This is a genomic window from Salegentibacter tibetensis (assembly GCF_020164485.1).
GTDB classification, from domain to species: Bacteria; Bacteroidota; Bacteroidia; order Flavobacteriales; family Flavobacteriaceae; genus Salegentibacter; species Salegentibacter tibetensis.
In genome coordinates, this window is record NZ_JAIQZA010000008.1 from 1 (window position 1) to 23,711 (window position 23,711).

The window sequence follows — 23,711 nt, forward strand, 5'->3', positions numbered from 1 at the left end:
GCAATAACATATATAAGTCGCGGTTAATCAGCATTTAAAATACGAAAAAAGGAGTAAAAACACTACGGCTTCTACTCCTTTTTACTCACTTTAATTCAATTTCTTCAGGGACTTTTTCAGTGCCCTCGGTTTTAGGGTGGATTTTTGCTATTCCTATTCCTTTTATCCTTATTTATGCCGAAAACTGGAACTGGATTATTGTTGCTAATGTTTTACTGGGAATTAACCAGGGACTGGCTTGGAGTAGTACCGTGGTTATGAAAATTGATCTTGTAGGAGAAAAAGAACGCGGTTTTGCCATGGGTTTAAATGAATTCGCCGGTTATTTTGCGGTAGCTGTAGTGGCATTTTTAACGGGTTGGATCGCTTCAGAATATGGTGTAAGGCCTTATCCATTTTATATTGGGATTGCATTAATGGTACTAGGCTTGCTTTTTAGTATTTTTTTTATAAAGGATACGAGGCATCACGTAGCAAAAGAAGAAGGCAAAAGCGGTATGTCCAGATTAAAGAATATTTTTTGGGATACTACCTGGAAAGATAAAAACCTCGGTTCTGTAAGTCAGGCTGGTTTAATCAATAACCTTAATGATGGGATGGCCTGGGGGTTATTTCCAATTTTACTTTCGGGAAAAGGTTTTAATCTTGAACAGATAGGAATCGTTACGGCACTTTATCCCGCGGTTTGGGGAATAGGCCAACTATTTACCGGAAAAATGGCCGATATTTTCAGTAAAAAAGATATGCTTTTTATCGGCATGCTTTTACAGGCAATAGTTTTGGTGATTTTGGTTTGGGCTGAAACAATGACGCATTTCGTGGTACTTTCATCTTTACTTGGCTGGGGAACCGCTATGGTTTATCCTACTTTCCTGGCAACCATCGCCGATAATACCCATCCGCAGGACCGGGCAAAAAGCATTGGGATTTTCAGACTTTGGCGAGATCTAGGTTATGCCATTGGAGCAGTACTAACCGGTGTAATTGCTGACCTAGTAAGTATTGAAGCTGCGATCATGCTAATTGGAATCCTGACTTTAATTTCGGCAGTAATTATTCTAGTAAGAATGGATTATAAGGATAATAAAGCCCTGAAATTACTGAAATTCAATGAATAAATTTTAATATCGGATAGGTGACTTTTAAAAGTTAACCGATATATTTGTATCTTTGTGATTATGTGGGAAGTAGATGTAACATATCGCAAAGAATTGAACAGCACGTTTAAACGTTTGTTTGAGAAGAAAGCAATGCTGCAAAAAGCCCGGCCATTGCCTAAAATCGCTTTGGTTAAGATGAAAGAAGCCCTGGGCATTGAATGGACTTACAATTCCAATAGCATAGAGGGAAATTCTTTGAGCCTTAGGGAGACGCAAATGGTTTTGCAGGAAGGCATTACTATAAAAGGGAAATCACTTAGAGAGCATTTTGAGGCTAAGAACCACGAAACTGCTTTAGATTACTTGTACACTTTAGTAAAATCTAGTTATAAGTTAAATGGTAAAGACATTTTAAAACTTCATGAACTAGTTTTACGAAGTATAGAAGATGATTATGCAGGCAGGTTGCGAAATTCAGGTGTGAGAATTGCCGGGGCAAATTTTGTTCCGCCCAATGCACAAAAGGTTTCTGGGTTATTTGATGAGTTAGTGACTTTTGTTAATGAAAACCCACAGCAATTAAACGTTATTGAACTTGCTATGGTCTTTCATCATAAATTGGTTTGGATACATCCTTTCTTTGATGGGAATGGAAGAACCGTACGACTGGCAATGAACCTAATTTTAATGAAAGAAGGTTTTCCACCAGCCATAATTCTACGTAACGATCGTAAAAAGTATTATGCAGCTTTAAATGCGGCAAATAATGGTAATTATGCAAAGTTAGGCTTATTAATGTGCCAGGCTTTGGAACGAACCTTAAATATCTATATCCAGGCCCTGCCAGATAACGACACCAATTATACTGAGATCTCCAGTTTGGTAGAAGAGGAGCAACTTCCTTATGGCCAGGAATATATTAGTTTACTGGCACGGCAGGGAAAAATTGATGCTTATAAAGAAGGAAGGAATTGGCTTACTACTAAAGAAGCTATTGAAGATTATATCAACAATCGCCAACGGAAACGTTGATTGTTTTTATTTTTAAATTGGTAAATGATTGATCTTAATAGGCTTCTCTGGAGCTTTATTTCCAGGATCGTCTCCTTTTCTATAATTATGGCGCTTCTCTGAGGCTATGAATTTCATAATTGATGAGCTACGAATTCACTAATATATATTTCTATTAGTGAATTCGTAGCTAAATTATTTTTATGCCGGAACTTCAGCTTTCTTTTCGATTAATTTTTCCTGTTTTAATTCTTGCCAGAATTCGGCCGGAATTTGTTCTTCCAGGGCTTTTATATTTTCACGAACCTGCTCGGGTTTACTTGCACCGGCCAGGACCGTGCCTGCCGCTTTTGGAGCTAAAGAAAACTGAAGCGAAGCCGCTATCAGATTTACCTTATGTTTTTCAGCAATATTAAGGATCTTTTTATATCGTTCTAAAATATCATTGGGCATTTCACCCGCATAATTATAACGGTTTTGTCCGGCGAGCAAGCCAGCATTAAAAGGTGCAGCATTTATCAAAGTAGCTTCGCTTTGTTCTATTGCCGGTAATAAACGCTCCAGCGCTTCTTTATGGTATACCAGGGAATATTGAATAGCCGATAGAAAAACATCTGGTTTTGCGACTTCCAAAGTTTTTAGAATGGGATCTATGGTGTTTACTCCTAAGCCCCAGGCTTTGATTAAACCTTCGTCTTTCATTTTTTCAAGTTCCGGCATTGCGCCATTCTTTGCAATTTCAAAATGTTCTTCCCAGGTAGTTCCGTCTTCATATTCATCATTATGATCGGGTGAAAGATCGTGGATAAAAGCATAATCTATACTTTCTATACCTAAGCGTTGCAGGCTATCTTCTACCGAACGCCGAACAGCTTCCGCAGAATAATCATATTTATAATCAAATGGCGATGGATTTTTCCACATTACTTCAGGAATATTTTTAGTAGCTTTTAAAACCCGACCTACTTTGGTGGAAAGCACGTAATCTTCCCGTTTTTTATTATGCAGAAAATGTCCAAAACGTCTTTCGCTCAAACCCAGCCCATACCAGGGCGAAGTATCGTAATATCTTACTCCGGCTTCCCAGGCGGCTTCCAACGTCTTCTCAGCTTCAGCATCGCTTAATTCTTTAAATCCGTTGCCCATGGCGACTCCACCTAATCCAAATTTATGTTGTAATTTAAACTGACTCATGTTTTTATATTTGGTATTGGTTTCTTTTAAAATCTTAATCATAAAATTAAATAGAAAATGATGAACTATTTGGCATTTAACAAAGACTAATATTATAAAGAACTCCTATGTTAAGAAGCGCTTAATCTCTCATTGAGGGTTTAATTCCCCGAGGCTTGCCTCGAAATTATAAAATAGTTTTCCAATTTATACCTCGTGGGCTTGCCCCGAGGTACTTGATTTTAATAAATTATGGGGGTTTTGGCTAGTGTAACAAAAGTTACTGCCCTAAATGTGGGATTATTATATTTTTGCCTTGTAAAACTTAATAAACCGGTTGGAAAAGTATTTAAACATTATTGGCGATTCTTTTACCGGGTACTTTAATTACCTGGTCAATGAAATTAGCAACCCTTCCTGGACCAATTATTTTTATTGGTTAATTGGATTGTCACTTTTAGTTTGGGTGCTGGAAATTTTAATCCCCTGGAGAAAAGATCAAAAGATTTTTAGAAAGGATTTCTGGCTAGATACGTTCTATATTTTATTTAATTTTTTCTTGTTTTCGCTGGTTGGCTATAATGCAATTTCGAACGTTGCCGTGGAATTGTTCAACGATTTCCTTGGTTTGTTTGGAATTACCAATATTGTGGCCATAGAAGTGCAAAACTTCCCCATTTGGATACAGCTGCTAATAATGTTCATTATAGCCGATTTTATCCAGTGGAATGTTCACCGGCAATTGCATAAGCAGCCATGGCTTTGGGAATTTCATAAAGTTCACCACAGCGTAAAGGAAATGGGCTTTGCCGCACAGTTTAGGTTTCATTTTATGGAAACAATAATTTATAAAACCGTACAGTATATTCCGCTGGCGATGATTGGCTTTGGAATTCAGGAATTCTTTGTGGTGCATATGTTCGCAGTTTTCATCGGGCATTTAAATCACGCGAATGTGGGCTGGAATTACGGTATTTTTGGATATCTACTGAATAATCCTAAAATGCATATCTGGCATCACTCCAAAGCCCTTCCGGTAGACAGACCATACGGAATGAATTTCGGCTTAAGCCTGAGTATTTGGGATTATTTGTTCGGTACGGCATATATTCCGCAGGAAGGAAAGGATATAGAATTAGGTTTTGAAGGAGATGAAGAATTTCCGCAAGATTTTAAAAATCAAATGGCGTTTCCATTTCGAAAAAATAACACGCAGAAATCAGTTTATAATTTAAAAGAGACACAAAATGAAAATAAAACAGTTTAAAGACGAACCCCTGGCGCATTATTCTTATGCGCTGATTAGTAACGGAGAAATGGCTCTGGTAGATCCAAGCCGTAACCCTATGCAATATTATAAATTTGCCGAAGAGAACAATGCAAAGATTGTGGCGGTTTTTGAAACCCACCCGCACGCCGATTTTGTAAGTGGACATTTACAGATTCAGGAGGAAACCGGGGCAAAAATTTATATCAGTCAAAAAGTTGGCGTAGAATATTCACATACCCCTTTTGATGAAGGAGATGAAGTGAAAATAGGAAATGCAAGTGTAAAGCCTTTACACACTCCCGGACATTCGCCAGATAGTTTAACTTTTATTGCTGAAGAAAACGGCGAGACCGCTATGTTTAGTGGAGATACGCTTTTTATAGGAAATGTGGGTAGACCGGATTTACGCGAGAAAGCTGGAAATATGAAGGCAAAACGTGTAGAATTGGCAAAGCAAATGTACAACACGATGCAAACCAAATTTAACGATTTGCCAGATGATACATTAATTTATCCCGCTCACGGAGCAGGTTCGCTTTGCGGAAAAAACATGAGTGATGCTTCTTCCAGTACATTAGGAAATGAGCGCCAGGGAAACTGGGCTTTTAAAGACCAAACCGAAGAGGAATTTGTAGAAGAAATCCTAAAGGATCAACCCTTTATTCCTTCGTATTTCGGATTTAATGTTGAAATAAACCGAAAAGGTGCTTTAAATGTTCAAAAAGCAAAATATGAAGTTCCGGTTAAACTTTATGTAGATTCATTAGATAAAGAAGGAACAACCGTTGTAGATACCCGAGATGGGGCCATTTATAAAAAAGGGCATTTGCCAAACAGTATTAATATAATGGCAAGATCGGAAGGCGATAAATATGAAACTTGGTTAGGTGCTATTATTAAGCCTGAAGAGGAATTTTACCTTATTGTTGAAAGCGTAGATCAAATTGACGATTTGCTGGAAAGAACTGCAAAAATTGGTTACGAAAAGCAAATGAAAGCTGTGGTGACTTTATCTGAAAAAGTTTCAAGATCTTCAGATGAGTTCAATTTGGAAGATTTTAAAGCCAATAAGGATAAATACACTATTGTAGATATTAGAAATGAAAGCGAAATTGCAGAAGGTAAGATCTTTGATGATGCCAAGGCAATTCCGTTAAATGAGCTTAGAAGCCGTGCTGATGAATTACCAAATGATAAGCCATTTATGGTGCATTGTGCCGGTGGATATCGCTCTGCAGCAGGAAGCAGTATTCTTGAAAATAAATTTAAGGATAGTAAAGTTTATGATCTAAGTGAAGCGATTAAGGAGTTTTCATAATAGATGATTTAAGTATATTTAAAAACCCCACTTCGGGGTTTTTTTTATGTCCAAATGCTTATATTTAGATATGGAAACTAAAGAATTAAGAATAAAAATATCAGAAAAGCTTGAAAAAGCTGATCCTGATTTTTTAAAAGCGATGCTTGAATTTATTGAAAAATACGATGCTGATAAAACTGTTGCTTATAAGGCAGATGGTTCTCCAGTAAGTTATGCCGAATATCATAAAGATTTACAGGAATCCATCAATCAGGTTGCTGAGGGAAAAACTATTTCCCAAAAAGACCTGGAAGAGGAGTCCAGGGATTGGTAATGGAAGATGAACGGGTAAGAAATATAATCTGGACAGAAAATGGCAGGGAGTCTCTTAAAGAAGTATATGATTTTGTAAGTTGTAAATCCAAAAAAGCAGCGAAAATAATTAAGAATGACATTCTGAAAGAGGTTAGCGAGATTGTTTTTATAAATCAATATCAACTAGATGAAATAGAACCCTCATTTCGAAGAATTATAGTCCGCGATTATAAAATACTTTACTTTTCAATAAGAAACACCATTTGTATCTCCAGAGTTTATTCCACTAAAACAAAACCTAAGTAGATTCATTATTTTATTCTTAAACCACAAAAAACACTGGGGAATCTTGAAAACTCATAAGTAATTGCTCCAAACTTTTTCTATATTTACAAAACAAGCTTCAAATTAGATTTGAAAACTACGAAATATGGAAAAAAAATATAAGGTTAAGGTGAATGATACATTTGAATTTGAATTTACCAAAGACCAAATTACCGCTTTAGATACGCAGGAAATTGCCGATAAGCATTACCACCTATTAAAAGAAAACCGCAGTTTCAAGGCTGAGGTTTTTTCCGAAAACTTTCTTCAACGCAAGTACGACGTCAAGATCAATTCCAACACTTACAAAGTAGCTATTTCTAACGAGCTGGATTTGCTCATTGAAGAGATGGGACTTTCCCTGGGAACAGCGCAAATGATCAATGATATAAAAGCACCAATGCCGGGTCTTATCCTGGAAGTAAATGTAAAAGAAGGTGCTGAAGTAAAAGAAGGCGATTATTTACTTGTTTTGGAAGCCATGAAAATGGAAAATACACTTACCGCACCCAGGGACGGAGTGGTGAAATCTATTACAGTGAAAAATGGGGAAACCGTAGAAAAGAACCAGTTGTTAATTGAAATGGAATAATTCAGTGACTTTGCAAAAGGCAGTTATCAGTGAATCAAAATTTATAAAAAACAATGAAGAAAATATTAGTAGCCAATAGGGGAGAGATTGCTTTGCGGGTGATGAAAACCGTTCAGAAAATGGGGATCAAGACCGTTGCGGTTTTTTCTAAGGCCGATAGGAATGCACCCCACGTAAAGTTTGCCGATGAGGCGGTTTGCATTGGAGAAGCGCCTTCCAACGAATCTTATCTAAAAGGCGATAAAATTATTGAAGTAGCTAAAGAACTCGGTGTAGACGGGATCCATCCCGGATATGGATTTTTAAGTGAAAATGCCGGTTTTGCCGAAAATGTTGAAAAAAACGGAATTACCTGGATTGGCCCCGGATCTAAGGCTATTAAGGTAATGGGAAGCAAGCTTGCCGCGAAAGATGCGGTTAAGGATTACGATATCCCAATGGTTCCCGGAATTGACGAAGCGGTTACCGATCCCGAAAAAGCGAAGAAAATTGCTAAAGAGATCGGTTTTCCTATTTTAATAAAAGCTTCTGCCGGTGGTGGTGGTAAAGGAATGCGTATTGTTGAAAAGGAAAAAGACCTGGAAGACCAGATGAAGCGCGCTATTAGTGAAGCTGAATCTGCTTTTGGCGATGGCTCTGTTTTTATCGAGAAATACGTTTCGTCTCCAAGACATATCGAGATCCAGGTTTTAGCCGATACTCACGGAAATTATATCCATCTTTTTGAACGGGAATGCAGCGTGCAGCGTAGGCACCAAAAAGTGGTAGAAGAAGCACCATCGGTAGTTTTGGATTCAAAACTTCGGAAACAAATGGGTAAAGCTGCCGTAAAAGTGGCTAAAGCCTGTGATTATGTTGGTGCTGGAACCGTAGAGTTTCTTTTCGATGAAAATCAGAATTTCTATTTTCTCGAGATGAATACCCGTTTGCAGGTGGAGCATCCCGTAACCGAATATATTACAGGGGTAGACCTGGTAGAACAGCAAATAAGGATTGCCCGTGGTGAAAAGTTGAGATTGCTTCAGGAAGATCTAAGTATTAAAGGACATGCAGTAGAACTTCGGGTTTATGCCGAGGACCCGATGGATAATTTTATGCCCAGTGTGGGAACACTGGAAAAATACAGTATTCCGAAGGGTGATAATATACGGGTTGACAACGGATTTGAAGAAGGGATGGAAGTTCCTATATATTATGACCCGATGCTGGCAAAATTGATTACTTACGGAAAAACCCGTGAGGAAGCGATTCAATTGATGCTGAAAGCCATAAAACAATATGAAGTTGAGGGCGTAATGACAACGCTTCCGTTTGGAAAATTTGTTTTTGAGCACGAGGCTTTCAGAAGCGGAAATTTTGACACGCATTTTGTGAAAAATTATTATTCCGCCGAAAAACTTGAAGCTGAAATAGAAGAAGAGGCAAAACTAGCTGCCCTGGTGGCTTTAAGACAGTACCTTAAAGACAGGGAGCAACTGCGTATTCCGCAAAATTAATGTTCGAATCGTTTAAGTTGAAGTTAAAAAAATATTGATGAGTCAGAATATAGAAAAATTACAGGATAAAATTAAACAGGCGCAGCTTGGCGGTGGTGAAAAGCGTATTGCAAAGCAACACGCCCAAAAGAAACTTACCGCCCGCGAACGCGTAGATTATTTGCTGGATGAAGGTTCTTTTGAAGAAATAGGGATTTTGGTAACCCATAGAACCACTGGTTTTGGAATGGAAGATCAAAAAATCTATGGTGACGGAGTGGTTACAGGTTACGGAACTATAAACGGAAAACTGGTTTATGTTTTCGCCCAGGATTTTACCGTTTTTGGTGGTTCGCTTTCAGAAACCCATGCCGAGAAAATTTGTAAGGTAATGGACCTGGCCGTAAAAGTTGGTGCGCCAATGATAGGTCTTAACGATTCAGGCGGAGCCAGAATTCAGGAAGGTGTAAAATCACTAGGCGGTTATGCCGATATTTTTCATAGAAATGTGAAAGCATCTGGAGTAATTCCACAAATATCGGCAATTATGGGGCCTTGTGCGGGTGGTGCGGTTTATTCCCCGGCAATGACAGATTTCACCCTTATGGTTCAGGATACCAGTTATATGTTCGTGACCGGCCCAAATGTGGTAAAAACGGTAACCAACGAGGAAGTGACTTCCGAAGAACTGGGAGGCGCCTCTACCCACGCTACAAAATCCGGGGTTACGCATATCACTTCTTTCAACGATATCGCCTGCCTGGAGGATATCAAAAAACTGGTGAGCTATATGCCTCAGAACAATAAAAAAGCGCCGGAGAAACTTCCTTATGAATTGGGCGACGAAGTTAGAAAGGACCTTGATAGTATAGTTCCCGATAGTTCCAATAAGCCTTACGATATGCATGAGGTTATTGCTGGAATTATAGACGAGGATTCATTTTTTGAAATTCATAAAGATTACGCCGATAATATTATTGTAGGTTTTGCGCGTTTAGGCGGAAGAAGTGTTGGGATTGTTGCCAACCAGCCAATGAGTCTTGCCGGGGTTTTAGATGTAGATTCTTCTAAAAAAGCGGCTCGATTTACCCGTTTTTGCGATTGTTTTAATATTCCATTGCTTGTGTTGGTGGATGTCCCCGGATTTTTACCCGGAACCGATCAGGAATGGAACGGTATTATTTTAAACGGAGCTAAGTTACTTTACGCGCTTAGCGAAGCCACGGTGCCAAAAGTAACCGTGATTACCAGGAAAGCTTATGGTGGTGCTTATGATGTAATGAATTCAAAACATATTGGAGCTGATCTTAACTTTGCCTGGCCAACGGCCGAAATCGCTGTGATGGGAGCTAAGGGAGCCAGTGAAATTATTTTCAGAAGGGAAATCCAGGAAGCTGAAGATAGCGAAGCGAAACTGGCTGAAAAAGAAGCTGAATATGCTGAAACCTTCGCCAATCCTTTTGAAGCCGCGCAACGCGGATTTATTGATGAGGTGATTATGCCACGTGATACAAGAAGAAAATTACTAAAAGGCTTTAGTATGCTGGAAAATAAAAAGGTGCTTAGACCCAAGCGAAAGCACGGAAATATTCCTTTGTAAATCCGGCTTGAAAATGAAGAAATTCAATAAAATTGTTTGTGTAGATCATACCAAGCTTGAAGATTGGGCTATAAATGAACTTCAGCAATACAGTGAGTCGGAAGTTGTGGTTTATAAAGAAAGTCCGGAGTCAGAAAAGGAACTTATGGAACGAATTGGCGATGCCGAAGCCGTAATAGTTTCCTGGAAAACCCAAATACCAGAAAGTGTTATAAAAGAATGTTTTAATTTGAAGTACATCGGGATGGCCTGCAGCCTGTATGATGATGAATCGGCAAACGTAGGTGTAGATTATGCCAGGGAGCAGGGAATTACTGTTAAAGGAATTTTTGATTATGGAGATCCCGGAGTGATAGAATTTATAGTTTCTGAGCTGATACAGTTACTTCACGGATTTGGGGAATACCAGTGGCGAGAAAGGCCGGTTGAACTAACTGATAAAAAGATTGGGATTATCGGGCTGGGTACAACCGGGCAACTACTGGCAGAAGCCTTGTTGCCTATGGGAGCCGATCTTTACTATTTCAGTAGGAGTAGAAAGAATGATTGGGAAGCTAAAGGACTTCAATATTTATCTTTAGAAGAATTGTTGAAAACCACTGGAATAATCTCACTTCACCTTCCTAAGAACACAAAATTATTGGGAGGAGAGGAATTTAAAACTTTTGGTTCAGGAAAAATTTTGATCAACACCTCGCTAGGGCTTCCTTTTCAGGAAAAAGCCTTTGTAGACTGGATAAAATCTGATGGCAACTTTGCAATTTTTGACGGAGATGGTGGGGCTTCGCTATCTGAAGGAACAAAAGAATTAAATAGAGTGATTTTCCATACTAAGAGTGCCGGTTGGAGTGCCGAAACCCAAAGGCGTTTATCTGAAAAAGTGCTGGAGAATTTGAAATCTTATTTTAAATAATTAAAATACTAATTAGATTTCTTAGACCTCACAGTCCAGATTTTTATCTGGACTGTGAGGTCTTTTTACCTGTAACATTTGTTACTGTTTTCTTTTGTAAATTCCCTTTAATTTGCACCTCATTAAAAAAAATAAATATGGAATGGATTTTTGAGCCCTGGCCCTGGTATGTATCGGGTCCGCTTATAGCAGTAATAATGTTTCTGCTCATCTTTATCGGTAAAGGTTTTGGAATGTCTTCAAACCTTAGAACGATGTGCACAATGTGTGGCGCAGATTCTAAAGCCGATTTCTTTGATTTTGACTGGAAATCTCAACGCTGGAACTTACTTGTAGTAGCTGGAGCTATTATAGGCGGTTTTATAGGCGCTAATTTGCTGAGCAATGACCTTTCCGTAGCAATAAATCCTGATACGGTGAGTATTCTGGAAGATTTAGGTTTTAGTAGTGCGGGTGAAGCTTACCTGCCCACCGAATTATTCACCTGGGAAGCAGTTGGCGGAATTAAAGCGCTTATCATTCTACTGGTTGGTGGAATCTTAATTGGTTTTGGAGCACGATATGCCGGAGGTTGTACTTCCGGGCACGCAATTTCAGGACTTAGTAACTTGCAGCTACCTTCTTTAATCGCCGTGATCGGATTTTTTATCGGCGGATTGGTGATGGTACATTTATTATTTCCGTTAATATTTTAAAATGAAATTATGAGAAGTATAGGATATTTATTAATAGGTATATTTTTTGGAATAGTAATGTTTAAATCTGAAGCTGCTTCGTGGTTCAGGATTTATGAAATGTTCCAGTTTCAGTCGTTTCATATGTATGGTATTATTGGCTCTGCTTTGTTTTTAGGGGTTATTGGCGTACAAATTATAAAACGTAAAAACCTGAAATCTTTTTATGGTCAACAAATTTCCTTTATTCCCAAAGAGAAAAGTTTTAGTCGGTATATGTATGGCGGAATTATCTTCGGATTAGGTTGGGCGCTAGCAGGTGCCTGTCCGGGACCAATTTTCACTTTAATTGGCGCAGGGTTCTTACCGATTCTAATTGTTTTTATTGGATCGCTTTTAGGAACTTTTATTTATGGAATGCTTCGGAAGAAACTTCCGCATTAAGCCCAAGAAATTATATTTTCAGAAGGGAAAACTCATTTACTTTTTTCCGAAGAAATATAGAAATAGGGGAGTGAGATATGATATTTCACTACGATGAGTCGAATTGAAATTACAATCAATGATGTTGTGAGGTAAATAACATCCTGTTTTACGCCAAGGTCGTGCATAATCACAAAAACGAGTCCGCCAAAAATACAAGCGGTGGCGTAAATTTCTTTTCTAAAGATCACAGGAATTTCGTTACACAGAATATCGCGAATCACCCCTCCAAAAGTACCCGTAATTGCTCCGAGAGCGACACAGATTATGGGGTCAAGACCGTTTCTAATACCAATTTCAACACCGGTTATGGTAAAAACCCCTAATCCGATGGTATCAAAAAGGAAGAGTGATCTTTTGAGGTAATTGATTTTGTTTCTAAAAATAATGGCAAGAACTGTCACAACGCCAATCAGGTAAATATAAATTGTGTTTTCCATCCAGGTGACGGGTGTGTTTCCAATTAAAGTATCGCGTAAAGTACCGCCACCAATGGCAGTAACAAACCCGATAATGAAAATACCAAATAGATCCAGACGGCGGTCCATAGCAGCCAGGGCACCAGAAATAGCAAAGGCTATGGTTCCCAGGATATCAAGTATGTTAAATAAAGTAAGTTCCATTCAAGCAGCAAAGGTATAGTTTAAATTGAGGGAAGCCTATAATTTTTATATTCTGAATGAAATCTATAACTTCAAATTATTACTGAATACCAAATTAACCCGGTGGCATGCCCAATAAAAAATTGGGCAAAAGTATTCGTTTTCGTGAAAGGTCTAAAAGCATTAAAATCTCGATTATCGAGTAAAACTTAATAAGATTAACCTAAGTTTATATTGAAAGTTATTACTTTTGTAAATCAGAAAAACAAGATAAAATGAGCGATAAAATAGAAAGAATAAAAACTTTAATTATAGGTTCTGGACCGGCGGGATATACCGCAGCAATTTATGCAGCAAGGGCCGATCTTAAACCTATTATGTATACTGGTCTGGAGCCCGGAGGTCAATTAACCACAACTACAGAGGTGGATAACTTTCCCGGTTATCCTGATGGGGTAGACGGACCAAAAATGATGATGGATCTGCAAAAGCAAGCTGAACGTTTTGGTACGGAAGTAAGAATGGGAATGATTACCGAAGTGGAGTTAAGCGATAAAGCTGGTGGAATCCACAGAGCCTGCGTAGATAATTCTACCTGGGTGGAAGCAGAAGCTATTATTATTTCTACCGGTGCTACTGCAAAGTACCTTGGCTTACCCAGTGAACAACGTTTACGTGGTGGTGGGGTTTCAGCCTGTGCTGTGTGCGACGGATTTTTCTATAAAGGCCAGGATGTTGCCATTGTTGGTGGAGGAGATACCGCTGCAGAAGAAGCTACTTATTTAGCCAATATTTGTACAAAAGTGACAATGCTTGTAAGAGGAGATCAGATGAGGGCTTCTAAAGCGATGCAACATAGGGTAACCAACACCAAGAACATAGATATTCGTTATAATACAGAAGTAGATGAAGTAATTGGCGAACAGGTAGTAGAAGGCCTTAGAATGCTAAATAAGGAAACCGGCGAAAAAGAGCAAATTGATATTACCGGATTGTTTATTGCGATTGGCCACAAGCCAAATACCGATATCTTTAAAGGAAAATTAACAATGGATGATACCGGGTATTTAATTACTGAAGGAAAATCTACCAAAACTAATATTCCGGGAGTTTTTGCTTCTGGTGATGTTCAGGATAAGATTTACCGCCAGGCAGTAACCGCAGCGGGAACCGGTTGTATGGCCGCATTAGATGCTGAACGTTATTTAGCCGAAGTAGAAAGCGAAGAAGGAGAAGAAGTGAAAACCACGAAAAAGGTAGAAGCTTAGTTTCTTTAAAATTAATATGATTAAAAACCTCACAGGTTTCAGAAACCTGTGAGGTCTTATATTTTTCAGAAGAAATCAAAAGAGCCTCAGAGAGGCGAAATATTTATAGAAATAAGTGTTATATAAGGATAATGAGGTCCAGCGGAGCGGTATATATTATGAGCATAAATTATTCATAATAAATAGTCCATCAGCTTAGATCCTGAAACCAGTTCAGGATGACTAATATTCTAACCCAATCTCACTTCTAACTTTATCCAGCAAATTAATTAATTGCAGGCTTTTTTCAAAAGTCATTTCGGTGCTTTCGGTTTTGCCTTCGCGTAGCATTTTTTGAACGTGTTCGGCTTCAAAATTATAACCATTGGAATTGACTTCAAATTCTTTGGTTTCTTCTCCTTCCGGAGTTTGTATTTTAAGGCTTGAAGGTTCGTGAAATCTTGTATTAAGAGTTACAGTCGCCTTTTCAAACTGAATAACCGCTGTGGTTGGAGTTTGTTTTACAATAGAACTTTCCAATTCGGCTTCTACGCCGTCTTTATATTCAAAGATCATATCACAATCCTCATCAATCCCCGTATCGTGAAAACTGGCTTTTGCTTGAATTTTTTCCGGAATTCCCAATGCACTCATCGCCATAAAAATAGGGTAGATCCCAATATCCAGTAAACTGCCACCACCAAGGCTTTTGTTGTAAAGGCGTTTATCCAGATCTACCGGCGCCGGAAACCCAAAATCTGCTTTTAGGTTTTTGATCTTGCCGTATTTCTCAGATTTAATTTGCTCGATTACAAACTTAAAATGTGGTAAAAACTGTGTCCACAATGCCTCCATTAGAAATACATCTTCTTTTTTGGCTTTAGCGATCATTTCTTCTACCTGCTTTTTGTTCATCGCAAAAGGCTTTTCACATAGTACCGCCTTTTTATGATCCAAACAAAGTAAGGTTTGCTGATGGTGAAAAACGTGTGGGGTCGCGATATAAACCACGTCTAACTCCTCATCTTTTAACATCGCTTCGTAACTGGAAAACAATTTTGTAGCATTGTGTTCTTTTGCAAAAGTTTCAGCCTTGGTTTTAGAGCGACTGGCCACAGCATAAAGCTCAGCTCCTTTCACATCTTTTAACCCGGTAGCGAATTTACCGGCTATTTTTCCGAGGCCAAGAATGCCCCATTTTATTTTTTTCATTTTATACGAGTTTTTTACTAAATGCCCACCCGTCTGAACGGAACAGACAGGTTATGGGCTCTTTTTAATTTTATGTTCAGGTGTTTTTATAAATAATTCCAGGATCAAAGCAATAGCCATCACCAGTAAACATCCTGCCAGGTTGAGCCATAAATAAGGCATTGCATCAAATTTAAAAAGAATTATAACAATAATTTGCGTAATTATAGCTGCGATGAACACCGAATTACTATTTACGATTTTTATAAAAAATGCCAATAAAAATATTCCCAAAACATTTCCGTAGAAAATGGAACCGATAATATTTACCAACTGAATAAGGTTATCGAACAAATTGGCTAGACTCGCAAAGGCAATGGCTATGGCGCCCCAAAGCAGCGTAAACCATTTTGAAGCTCTTACATAATGCTCATCAGATTTTTCGATTTTTCGACTTCTTTTATAAAGATCTATGGAAGTGGTGGATGATAATGCATTTAATTCTGAAGCGGTTGAAGACATTGCTGCGGAAAGGATTACAGCCAGCAGCAAACCAATTAAACCGCGTGGGAGGTTATTCAGAATAAAATGGATAAACACATAATCTTTATCATTGCTTTCAGCATCTTTATCTGAAGCGTCTATTAACTTCCTCGCTTTTTGGCGGGTTTCCATTTCCGAAGCATTTAAAGTAGCCAGATTTTCGCGATAAGTGGAATTATTTTCAGGCGTAAAATTGTTGTTTTCGGCAAATTGTAAATGTAGATTCTGTTTTTCCTGCTGAAGCGCATCGTGCTCCTGCATCAAATCTTCATACTGATTGCCATAGTCTGAACTCAAAACGGTTTCAGTCGCAGCTGGATTGAAATTTAAAGGTGCATTGTTAAATTGGTAAAACACAAAAACCATCACCCCAACAAGTAAAATAAAGAACTGTAATGGTACTTTAAGCATTCCGTTCATAATCATCCCCATTCTACTTTCGTTAACCGATCTTCCGCTTAAATAACGCTGCACCTGACTTTGGTCTGTTCCAAAATAAGAAAGGGCTAAAAAGCTGCCGCCGATAATCCCGCTCCAGAAAGTATAGCGATTCTCAAAATTGAAAGAGAAATCGAGAATTTCCATTTTACCGCTGGCACCGGCAATCTCAAGGGCCTTGCTAAAATTGATATTTTCGGGCAAATAGCTTAGAATAATAAAGAATGCGGCAAACATCCCGGTAAGGATCACTGCCATTTGCTGTTTATGCGTAACGCTCACGGCTTTAGTACCACCGGCAACGGTATAGATTATTACTAAAGAACCTATTAGGATTGTTAAACCCGAAAGGTTCCATCCCAAAACGGCCGACAGGATAATAGCCGGCGCAAAAATTGTTAATCCCGCCGCAAGCCCGCGTTGAATCAGAAATAGAATCGCAGTTAAAGTTCTGGTTTTTCTATCGAATCTTGATTCTAAATATTCATAAGCTGTGTAAACATTGAGTCTGCGATAAATTGGGATAAAAAACATACAAATAACCACCATAGCGATAGGCAGTCCAAAGTAAAATTGCACAAAGCCCATCCCATCGTGAAAAGCCTGTCCGGGTGTGGAAAGGAAGGTGATTGCACTGGCCTGCGTAGCCATTGTAGAAAGACCAATTGTCCACCAACGGGTTTCACTTCCGCCGCGAATATAATCCTGTGCACCCTGTTTGTGTCGGGTTTTATAAACCCCGTAGATTACAATAAATGCGAGCGTGCCAAGAAGAACAATCCAGTCTATTAATTGCATATTAGGAAAATAGGGACATTATAAAATAGAAAATGATAATGTAAGCAGCGTTGGCCAAAAGAACGAAGGTATATGATCTATTCCAGGTAAATTTTTCGGGTTTCTTCATTATTTTCCTATTGAAATCATATTCGCGAAAATCCTGTAAGCACCGGGAACGCCAACAGGGAATTGCCTAAAAAAGCTTAGACCGGTATAAATAAAATAACCCTCACCATATTTTGCAACTATTAGACTACCATCTTTTGGGGTTTCATTTTTGTCGTTCATAGAAAGAATTGGGGTAAATTCTTTACTCCAGGATTCAGGGAAATAGAGTCCGCGTTCCTGAACCCAATTTTCGAAATCGTTTTTAGTGATTTTGTTGGGTGAGTTTAAAATGGGATGATCTTCAGCCAAAAACCGAACTTCAGCCGTTTCATCTGTAACCCGGTCCCGGGATAATTCCAGCGGAAGAGGGGATATATTTTCAGTAATCAAACCGTGGTTGGTGTTATATTGTACGATAAGATTGCCACCGCTTTTTACATAATCGAAAAGCGTATTTTGTTTATATTTTAAGGCTTCAACCGTATTTAAAGCACGAATTCCCAGTACCACCGCATCATATTTTTGAAGTGAAGCCTGTGAAATTGAGGCAACATTTAATTTATTAACGCGATATCCAATTTGTTCCAAACTTTCCGGAACCACATCTCCGGCACCTTCAATATAACCAATCAATTCTCCTCTTTTTTCAATTTCTAAGCGCGCAACTTTTAATTTTGAAGGAACTACCAGATTTTGTTTCGGAATGTGCTTATAATCTATACTAACGAGCTTTTCTGAAAATTCTTTTCCGTTTATCGTTGCTGTTGGAATTATAAAAGTTTCATCCTGATCTTTTGGGGGAGTTACCTCAAAAGAAAGGCTTACCGAACTTCCTTTTTGTTGAAGTTGAAATTTGTGGGTTTCGGGAGAGATTTTCCAACCTTCTCCGGCTGAAAGTCTCAGACCTCCCTTTATATTCGCTTTACCTGAAGTGATTTTTATTGAAACTTTTTTTGTTTCATCGTTTTCAAAAATCATTACATCGTCTTGAAAATCAAGAGAGACTTCGGGGATAATCTCAAAGGGTTGGTAGGTTTCGCCAAAAACCGCGTCGTTATATTTATAAACAATGGGTTTTTCAAAACTCAGTGAAACATCATTAAAATTAAGATAAAAAACTGCTTTGGTAAGTGTTGGTGTTTCCGGCAGGCCAATAAGTTCCCGGTCTTTTACGATGTACATCCCGTTTTCCGATTCTTCCTCCAACCAATATGGAGTGGTATAAGGCGTATTTTGAGGAACTTTTAGAGCGATTTCTTCCTGCCAGTCTGCGTTGTTTTCCAATTTTATATTTGGCTGAATTTTAGAATTATTCGGACTTAATTCCACCGAATTTAAAGTTACCGGGAAATCACTTCGGTTAATGGCTTCCAGGTTTACAGAAACACTATCCCTGGCAGTGGCTGAAGCTTGCGTTGCGACTGCCTCCAAAAATAAGCCTGCGCTGGCATAAATAATATTTTTTATTTCTTTGGTTTTTAGTTCCCGCCAGTGATCGTTTGGCAATTCCTGTATTAGTTTATAGGCTTCTAGTAGATTTGGTAAACTTGCCGCAGGATCTTTAAAATTGTAGTTTTCTTCAACTTCAGTCAGGATTTCGCCAATCTCGGAACCATCCTTTAGCTTTTTCCAGGAAGTATCTATGCCTTCAAAAACATCTTGCGTACGAACTGTATCGCCTTTAATAGGTTCTAAATATTCCATTTGCCGACCGCGGGAACCGGTACTACCAAAACCTTGCGATTGGTGCTGACTGCGACTTAAAGATGAAATTTCAGGATTTGAAAGTCCGAGTAACGGAAAATAAACCCCGGTATCAAAACTAATAAACCGGTCTTTACTGGCATTTTCAAAAGCTTCATCTCCACCATAAAACCAGGGAGAAGTATTAAAATAAGCCCGTTTTGGTTGATGGGTTTCGGTAAATTTTAATTGGTCAGGAAATTTATCAGGGTTAGCGGCGGCATCAAAGGCTTCCGTGCTTAAGAGGGCAGAAGAGGTATGATGACCGTGTGTAGTACCTGGTGTACGGTGATCAAACCGATTTATAATTACGTCTGGTTTGAAGTTTCTGATAATCCACACAACATCGCTCAGGACTTTTTCTTTATCCCAAATTTGTAAAGTTTCATCGGGCGTTTTCGAAAAACCAAAATCGTTGGCACGGGTAAAAAATTGCTCGCCTCCATCTATACGCCTTGCAGCTAGCAACTCCTGAGTTCGAATGAGTCCCAGTTGTTCCCTTAATTCTGGACCAATTAGATTTTGGCCGCCATCGCCCCGGGTTAAAGAGAGATAAGCTGTTCGAGCGTTTTTTTCGTTTGAAAAATAAGAGATCAACCGGGTGTTCTCATCATCTGGATGAGCGCCAAGGTATAATACTGAGCCCAAGAAATTAAGCTTTTTTATTTCCTGAAATATTTCAGAAGCATTTAATTTTTCGGGTTTCTGTGCGTGTAAATTCAGCAGAAAAAAACAAAAAAGAAAACTAAGTAGTTTGCGCATAAGTTTTAAGGCAATTTTTATGATAACCAAATATAAAAACTTTAGTCGCCTGAAGATAGAAAATTAATTGCTTTTACTCGATAATCGAGATTTAAATACTCCAAGGCCTGTCTCGATAGAACTGTTATGCTATTAATGTCTCACGGGCTTGCCCGACGTAATCACAATTAAAGGCTGCTTTTATCTTCGTCAAGATAGACATCTTTTGCGACAAGGGAAACCGCTTTCTGCAGAATAAGATTGTTTGGGTACGTAACTAATTCTCCATCTAAAGTCCTGAGGTGTAAATGAAAAGCCTTTATATCTTCAATAATAGCTTCAATAGGCATCTCCTTATCGTGGATCTTTATTTTGTCTCCAATTTTATATGGAAATGAGAAAAATAGAATTACTCCGGAAGTAATATTGCTAAGAATAGACCATACCGCGAAAAGGGCAACCCCTATAACCGCAAAAACCGAGGAAAATATAAGGGAAAGTTCGGTTACTCCTATTCCCCACGCAATAGCTAAAAGGAAACAGCAATAAAAAGAATAAGAAGATTGATGTATTGAAACATCAGCCTGGTTCTGGTGAAGTTAATTTCACTGCGCTTCCCAACTCTGTGTGCTGCTTTCTTTAATAAAAACTGAACAATCAATAAAACGAAAACAGTTACTATTGTGTAAGTGATTTCAGTTCGATATTGAGCAAAAACTTCATACATAGCTGTTCTGTATTTTGTGTAAAGGTACTTTTAAAAAGCTATCTACAAATACAAAATTTATGATTATTTAATAGACTGTCTTGAAAAAAAATATTAATGTAAAGCTTTATATTTTTTATTTAAAATGCTTTTAATCAACATATTATGATCTAAATTTAAGCAAGGTTATTTAATTCCTGATAGACCAAATGAGTGGGAAGACCAACCACATTAAAATAACTTCCTTCAAGATTAGTGATCCCGATAAGACCAATCCATTCCTGAATGGCATAACCTCCGGCTTTATCAAATGGTTTGAAGTTATCTACGTAATAATCGATCTCTCCGGTAGTAAGTTCTTTGAAACTTACTTTCGTTTCACAATTTACCGTTGACTGGTTTTTGTGAGTTGTAAAACAAACCGATGTGTAAACGCTATGGGTTTTGCCCGAAAGTGATTTCAGCATTTCTTTTGCTTCAACGGCTGTTTCAGGTTTGCCCATTGCTTTTCCCTCATTATACACAATGGTATCGCTTGTAATTAAGATCTGCTCTTCTTTTAATTCTTTTTGAAAAGCTTCAGCCTTTAATTGGGCTAAAAAATCGGTTATTTCTTCTTTTTTTAGATAATCGGGACAGACCTCCTTAACTGGCCTTACATCTGTTTTAAAAGGGATATCCAGGTCTTTAAAGAATTGGTGGCGCCTTGGTGAGCCGGAAGCAAGAATGATTTCTTTGTTTTTTAAAAGGTCTTTCAGCATAACTATGATCTTAAACTTTGTTGAGCTATTAGTTGAAAATATAAATATATCGGAGCTTATTCTTTCAATTTAAGTGAGAAGAAACTGATGAAATCCGATAGAGATAAGTCCGAAAAATAAAATAATTTTCAGGATTAAGCTCAAGTGTGTATATTCTTTTTTCTTTTTGGCTTCCAGGATGCGAATTTCAAAATAAAGCAGTGGTCCCAAAATTAAAATAAGTGTGTAAAGTACTAAAAAAGTATCGTCAAAAATATAGTTGTATATATAATAAACCAGCGCGGCTACAGGTAAAATGCCAATTACGAAAATAATTTTATTAGTTCGGCTATGACCTAATAAAATGGGTAAGGTGCTTATGCCTACATTATAATCACCATTAATATCTTCCTGATCTTTTACCATTTCTCTAAGTAAATTGATTAAAAACGCAAAAATGGCGTAATCCAGTAAGGTGAAAAATAAAAAAGCTTGCTTTTCCTGGTTTAGAGGTGTGATGCCGGGAAGTAGATCAAAAATTCCCGGCAAAATTGCCACGCCGCCTACCATTAAACTCACCGAGATATTTCCCGCCAGCGGAACGAACTTTAAGTAAGTAGAATAAATATAAAGAAGGGCAGAGCACATAATGAAAAGGGCTGAAAAAGTCGGATACCCGATGATATTAGCGAGATAGAATCCAATTACGACTGCACTTATATTGAAAATCAAAAACCAAATAAAAGCTAATTTTTCTGAAATCCCCTGATCTATATAGCTTTTATGGGGCTTATTTATGTTATCGGCTTTTACATCGTTAAGGTCATTGATTATATAACCTGCGGCTGCCAGGGCTATGTTAACGAAAATCAGAAGTCCATATTCAATGTTATTCAACACTGTATCTGCACCCATATTTTCAAAAAAGACAAATTTTATAAGGAGCTGGGTGATGGCTATGAATAGCAAATTTTTCCATCGAATAAGGTTTAAAAATGATTTCATAAAATACCTATTCAGAAACAAATTTTAAACAAATTATTGAAATTATTAAGGTGCTTAGGAAAAAGATGCGCCAGAAAGTTGCGGGTTCTCTAAATATAAAAATTCCCAGTAAAACTGTTCCGATAGCTCCAATACCTGTCCAAACCGCGTAGGCGGTACCTATTGGTAGGCTTTGGGTTGCTTTGTAAAGTAAAAGCATACTTATGCTCAGGGAAACTAAAAACCCTATAAACCAAAACGTGGAAGTATTGCCGGTTGTCATTTTCATTTTTCCCAAACAAAAGGCGAATCCAACCTCAAAAAGTCCGGCGAGAATAAGTATAATCCAGTTCATTTAGTCTTTATCAATCCATTTTCCCTGTACTTTCATCACTTGCTCAATCACGTCGCGTACACAGCCTTTACCACCTTTTTTATGTGAAATATATTTTGAAATCTCTTTAACTTCGGCTACGGCATCTTGCGGACAGCAGGGCAAACCAACGAGTTTCATAGGGTAATAATCGGGGATATCGTCTCCCATATATAAAACGTCCTCGGCATTGATTTCATAGATATCGAAGAATTCATCCATTTGCTCCACTTTGTCGTGAATGCCAAGATAAATATCGTTAATTCCAAGGTCTCTTAGCCTTTTGCGTACGCCTTCATTTTTTCCTCCAGAAATAATACAAACCGTATAACCGGCATTTTTAGCCGCTTTAAGCGCATAGCCATCCTTGATGTTCATGGTACGCAAGAGAGCGCCTTCGGTGCTAATTTGTATACTGCCATCGGTTAAAACGCCGTCTACATCAAATACAAAAGTGTTGATTTGGTTTAGGTATTCTTTATAATTTTTTTCCATGGAAATCCTGAATAGATTGGGTTAATAGGCTGTAAATATCCATATGTTTTTTAGATAAAAGCGCTAAATGGGTTTCAATTGTTTTTTGGTCGTTTCTTAAAGCGGGACCGGTTTGAGCTTCTTTTGGCGGTAAACTTTCAATTTTTGATGCTGTTTCCTTTATAAGCGGTTTTAAAATACTGAAGTCTACCCGGTGATTTTCACAAATTTCAGCTCCAATATTATAAAGATGATTGCTAAAATTATTCACAAAAACCGCCGCCAGGTGCAAAGCTTTGCGTTGATCTGAATTAATCTCGCGTACGTCTCTGGTGATTTCTGAAGCCAGTTTTTTAATTTTTTCTAAATTTTTAGCTGAATTTGCTTCAACGCAAACAGGAATTTCAGTAAAATCTACCGTTTTATTCTTAGAAAATGTCTGTAGCGGATAAAGCACTCCGAAATTATTTAAACTATTCAGCGCATTTAAACCAACCGCACCTGCGGTATGCAAAACAATACCATTTTTGCCTTTAAGTTTTTTGCTAATTTCAGGGATTACATCGTCTTTTAAAGCGAGAACGTAGAAATCGGCAGGTTTTAAGTGGTTGATGTTGATTGTAGTATCCGTAAAACTTGAAAAATCTTTCATGCTTTCTTTTCTATGGTTGTAAACCTGAATTACCCTGGTGTTTTCCGCTTGTGAAAACGCCCTGAATAAATGGAAAGCCACATTCCCGGCACCTAAAATTACCACTTCTGTCATTCGGCTAAATTATTAAAAATAATCAGGCAATAAAATTAACATTCG

The 23,711-nt window shown here is 38.0% G+C and carries 23 protein-coding genes and 1 pseudogene; 13 read left to right on the forward strand and 11 right to left on the reverse strand.

Annotation, left to right across the window (positions count from 1 at the left end):
• Window positions 1-119 precede the first annotated feature (119 nt).
• Both LB467_RS19295 and LB467_RS05650 read left to right on the forward strand, forming a co-directional pair.
• A complete protein-coding gene (locus tag LB467_RS19295) occupies window positions 120-1,118 on the forward strand; it encodes an MFS transporter (protein ID WP_224473055.1) in 999 nt (332 codons plus the stop codon).
• A 60-nt stretch (window positions 1,119-1,178) separates the two neighbouring features.
• Entirely contained in the window at window positions 1,179-2,132 is a 954-nt protein-coding gene (locus LB467_RS05650; RefSeq protein WP_224473056.1) for a Fic family protein, read from the forward strand.
• 180 nt (window positions 2,133-2,312) lie between these two features.
• Here LB467_RS05650 and LB467_RS05655 read toward each other — a convergent pair whose 3' ends face one another.
• A complete protein-coding gene (locus LB467_RS05655; RefSeq protein WP_224473057.1) occupies window positions 2,313-3,347 on the reverse strand; it encodes an aldo/keto reductase in 1,035 nt (344 codons plus the stop codon).
• 274 nt (window positions 3,348-3,621) lie between these two features.
• Between LB467_RS05655 and LB467_RS05660 the strand changes: the two genes are divergently transcribed.
• The 10 genes from LB467_RS05660 to LB467_RS05705 all read left to right on the forward strand — a co-directional run bounded on the left by LB467_RS05660 (window position 3,622) and on the right by LB467_RS05705 (window position 12,191).
• On the forward strand, window positions 3,622-4,551 hold the full coding sequence (locus tag LB467_RS05660; RefSeq protein WP_224473058.1) for a sterol desaturase family protein: 930 nt from the start codon (window positions 3,622-3,624) through the stop codon (window positions 4,549-4,551).
• A complete protein-coding gene (locus LB467_RS05665; RefSeq protein ID WP_224473059.1) occupies window positions 4,532-5,872 on the forward strand; it encodes an MBL fold metallo-hydrolase in 1,341 nt (446 codons plus the stop codon). The genes LB467_RS05660 and LB467_RS05665 overlap by 20 nt, the downstream gene beginning before the upstream one ends.
• 70 nt (window positions 5,873-5,942) lie before the next feature.
• The gene (locus tag LB467_RS05670) at window positions 5,943-6,188 is read left to right on the forward strand and encodes a hypothetical protein (protein ID WP_224473060.1); all 246 of its coding nucleotides are present in this window, start codon (window positions 5,943-5,945) and stop codon (window positions 6,186-6,188) included.
• The gene (locus LB467_RS19430) at window positions 6,188-6,475 is read left to right on the forward strand and encodes a type II toxin-antitoxin system RelE/ParE family toxin (RefSeq protein ID WP_224473061.1); all 288 of its coding nucleotides are present in this window, start codon (window positions 6,188-6,190) and stop codon (window positions 6,473-6,475) included. Before LB467_RS05670 ends, LB467_RS19430 begins: the two co-directional genes overlap by 1 nt.
• Window positions 6,476-6,599: 124 nt before the next feature.
• Window positions 6,600-7,085 carry an acetyl-CoA carboxylase biotin carboxyl carrier protein subunit gene (locus tag LB467_RS05680; RefSeq protein WP_224473062.1) on the forward strand — a complete coding sequence of 162 codons (486 nt, stop codon included), beginning with the start codon at window positions 6,600-6,602 and terminating at the stop codon, window positions 7,083-7,085.
• A gap of 53 nt (window positions 7,086-7,138) precedes the next feature.
• Window positions 7,139-8,581, forward strand: a complete 1,443-nt coding sequence (gene accC / locus LB467_RS05685) for an acetyl-CoA carboxylase biotin carboxylase subunit (protein ID WP_224473063.1) — start codon at window positions 7,139-7,141, stop codon at window positions 8,579-8,581.
• A gap of 37 nt (window positions 8,582-8,618) precedes the next feature.
• Window positions 8,619-10,160 (forward strand): acyl-CoA carboxylase subunit beta, encoded by a 1,542-nt coding sequence (locus LB467_RS05690; protein WP_224473064.1) that lies wholly within the window; start codon window positions 8,619-8,621, stop codon window positions 10,158-10,160.
• 13 nt (window positions 10,161-10,173) lie between these two features.
• Window positions 10,174-11,073 carry an NAD(P)-dependent oxidoreductase gene (locus LB467_RS05695; RefSeq protein WP_224473065.1) on the forward strand — a complete coding sequence of 300 codons (900 nt, stop codon included), beginning with the start codon at window positions 10,174-10,176 and terminating at the stop codon, window positions 11,071-11,073.
• A gap of 137 nt (window positions 11,074-11,210) precedes the next feature.
• Window positions 11,211-11,768, forward strand: a complete 558-nt coding sequence (locus LB467_RS05700; protein ID WP_224473066.1) for a YeeE/YedE family protein — start codon at window positions 11,211-11,213, stop codon at window positions 11,766-11,768.
• A gap of 9 nt (window positions 11,769-11,777) precedes the next feature.
• Window positions 11,778-12,191 (forward strand): YeeE/YedE family protein, encoded by a 414-nt coding sequence (locus LB467_RS05705; RefSeq protein WP_224473067.1) that lies wholly within the window; start codon window positions 11,778-11,780, stop codon window positions 12,189-12,191.
• 32 nt (window positions 12,192-12,223) lie between these two features.
• Here the strand turns inward: LB467_RS05705 and LB467_RS05710 are convergent, their stop codons facing one another.
• A complete protein-coding gene (locus tag LB467_RS05710) occupies window positions 12,224-12,853 on the reverse strand; it encodes a trimeric intracellular cation channel family protein (RefSeq protein WP_224473068.1) in 630 nt (209 codons plus the stop codon).
• 254 nt (window positions 12,854-13,107) lie between these two features.
• Here LB467_RS05710 and trxB point away from each other — a divergent pair, with 254 nt between their 5' ends.
• Complete coding sequence (gene trxB / locus LB467_RS05715; protein ID WP_224473069.1) at window positions 13,108-14,100, forward strand: thioredoxin-disulfide reductase; 993 nt, start codon at window positions 13,108-13,110, stop codon at window positions 14,098-14,100.
• Between the two features lie 222 nt (window positions 14,101-14,322).
• Here trxB and LB467_RS05720 read toward each other — a convergent pair whose 3' ends face one another.
• From LB467_RS05720 to LB467_RS05760, 9 genes and pseudogenes are all read right to left on the reverse strand, one after another.
• Window positions 14,323-15,291 carry a Gfo/Idh/MocA family protein gene (locus tag LB467_RS05720; RefSeq protein ID WP_224473070.1) on the reverse strand — a complete coding sequence of 323 codons (969 nt, stop codon included), beginning with the start codon at window positions 15,289-15,291 and terminating at the stop codon, window positions 14,323-14,325.
• Window positions 15,292-15,342: 51 nt separating this feature from the next.
• A complete protein-coding gene (locus LB467_RS05725; protein WP_224473071.1) occupies window positions 15,343-17,049 on the reverse strand; it encodes a sodium:solute symporter in 1,707 nt (568 codons plus the stop codon).
• A gap of 108 nt (window positions 17,050-17,157) precedes the next feature.
• Entirely contained in the window at window positions 17,158-19,644 is a 2,487-nt protein-coding gene (locus LB467_RS05730) for a PIG-L family deacetylase (protein ID WP_224473072.1), read from the reverse strand.
• Between the two features lie 167 nt (window positions 19,645-19,811).
• Window positions 19,812-20,350: pseudogene (locus tag LB467_RS05735) on the reverse strand (mechanosensitive ion channel domain-containing protein).
• Window positions 20,351-20,505: 155 nt separating this feature from the next.
• Window positions 20,506-21,090: a Maf-like protein gene (locus LB467_RS05740; protein WP_224473073.1), complete on the reverse strand. Its 585-nt coding sequence runs from the start codon at window positions 21,088-21,090 to the stop codon at window positions 20,506-20,508.
• Window positions 21,091-21,159: 69 nt separating this feature from the next.
• Complete coding sequence (locus LB467_RS05745) at window positions 21,160-22,074, reverse strand: geranylgeranylglycerol-phosphate geranylgeranyltransferase (protein ID WP_224473074.1); 915 nt, start codon at window positions 22,072-22,074, stop codon at window positions 21,160-21,162.
• A 7-nt stretch (window positions 22,075-22,081) separates the two neighbouring features.
• On the reverse strand, window positions 22,082-22,408 hold the full coding sequence (locus LB467_RS05750) for a DMT family transporter (protein WP_224473075.1): 327 nt from the start codon (window positions 22,406-22,408) through the stop codon (window positions 22,082-22,084).
• A complete protein-coding gene (locus LB467_RS05755; protein WP_224473076.1) occupies window positions 22,409-22,921 on the reverse strand; it encodes a KdsC family phosphatase in 513 nt (170 codons plus the stop codon).
• On the reverse strand, window positions 22,905-23,666 hold the full coding sequence (locus tag LB467_RS05760; protein WP_224473077.1) for a Rossmann-like and DUF2520 domain-containing protein: 762 nt from the start codon (window positions 23,664-23,666) through the stop codon (window positions 22,905-22,907). Before LB467_RS05760 ends, LB467_RS05755 begins: the two co-directional genes overlap by 17 nt.
• Window positions 23,667-23,711 lie beyond the last annotated feature (45 nt).

Coding starts and splice junctions, on each gene's coding strand:
- LB467_RS05665 (WP_224473059.1), top strand. CDS start 4,532: ATGAAAATAAAACAGTTTAAAGACGAACCCCTGGCGCATTATTCTTAT.
- LB467_RS05655 (WP_224473057.1), bottom strand. CDS start 3,347: ATGATTAAGATTTTAAAAGAAACCAATACCAAATATAAAAACATGAGT.
- LB467_RS05745 (WP_224473074.1), bottom strand. CDS start 22,074: ATGAAATCATTTTTAAACCTTATTCGATGGAAAAATTTGCTATTCATA.
- LB467_RS05705 (WP_224473067.1), top strand. CDS start 11,778: ATGAGAAGTATAGGATATTTATTAATAGGTATATTTTTTGGAATAGTA.
- LB467_RS05740 (WP_224473073.1), bottom strand. CDS start 21,090: ATGCTGAAAGACCTTTTAAAAAACAAAGAAATCATTCTTGCTTCCGGC.
- LB467_RS05750 (WP_224473075.1), bottom strand. CDS start 22,408: ATGAACTGGATTATACTTATTCTCGCCGGACTTTTTGAGGTTGGATTC.
- LB467_RS19430 (WP_224473061.1), top strand. CDS start 6,188: ATGGAAGATGAACGGGTAAGAAATATAATCTGGACAGAAAATGGCAGG.
- LB467_RS05730 (WP_224473072.1), bottom strand. CDS start 19,644: ATGCGCAAACTACTTAGTTTTCTTTTTTGTTTTTTTCTGCTGAATTTA.
- LB467_RS05700 (WP_224473066.1), top strand. CDS start 11,211: ATGGAATGGATTTTTGAGCCCTGGCCCTGGTATGTATCGGGTCCGCTT.
- LB467_RS05710 (WP_224473068.1), bottom strand. CDS start 12,853: ATGGAACTTACTTTATTTAACATACTTGATATCCTGGGAACCATAGCC.
- LB467_RS05670 (WP_224473060.1), top strand. CDS start 5,943: ATGGAAACTAAAGAATTAAGAATAAAAATATCAGAAAAGCTTGAAAAA.
- LB467_RS05720 (WP_224473070.1), bottom strand. CDS start 15,291: ATGAAAAAAATAAAATGGGGCATTCTTGGCCTCGGAAAAATAGCCGGT.
- LB467_RS05760 (WP_224473077.1), bottom strand. CDS start 23,666: ATGACAGAAGTGGTAATTTTAGGTGCCGGGAATGTGGCTTTCCATTTA.
- LB467_RS05695 (WP_224473065.1), top strand. CDS start 10,174: ATGAAGAAATTCAATAAAATTGTTTGTGTAGATCATACCAAGCTTGAA.
- LB467_RS05755 (WP_224473076.1), bottom strand. CDS start 22,921: ATGGAAAAAAATTATAAAGAATACCTAAACCAAATCAACACTTTTGTA.
- trxB (WP_224473069.1), top strand. CDS start 13,108: ATGAGCGATAAAATAGAAAGAATAAAAACTTTAATTATAGGTTCTGGA.
- LB467_RS05680 (WP_224473062.1), top strand. CDS start 6,600: ATGGAAAAAAAATATAAGGTTAAGGTGAATGATACATTTGAATTTGAA.
- LB467_RS05725 (WP_224473071.1), bottom strand. CDS start 17,049: ATGCAATTAATAGACTGGATTGTTCTTCTTGGCACGCTCGCATTTATT.
- LB467_RS05650 (WP_224473056.1), top strand. CDS start 1,179: ATGTGGGAAGTAGATGTAACATATCGCAAAGAATTGAACAGCACGTTT.
- accC (WP_224473063.1), top strand. CDS start 7,139: ATGAAGAAAATATTAGTAGCCAATAGGGGAGAGATTGCTTTGCGGGTG.
- LB467_RS05690 (WP_224473064.1), top strand. CDS start 8,619: ATGAGTCAGAATATAGAAAAATTACAGGATAAAATTAAACAGGCGCAG.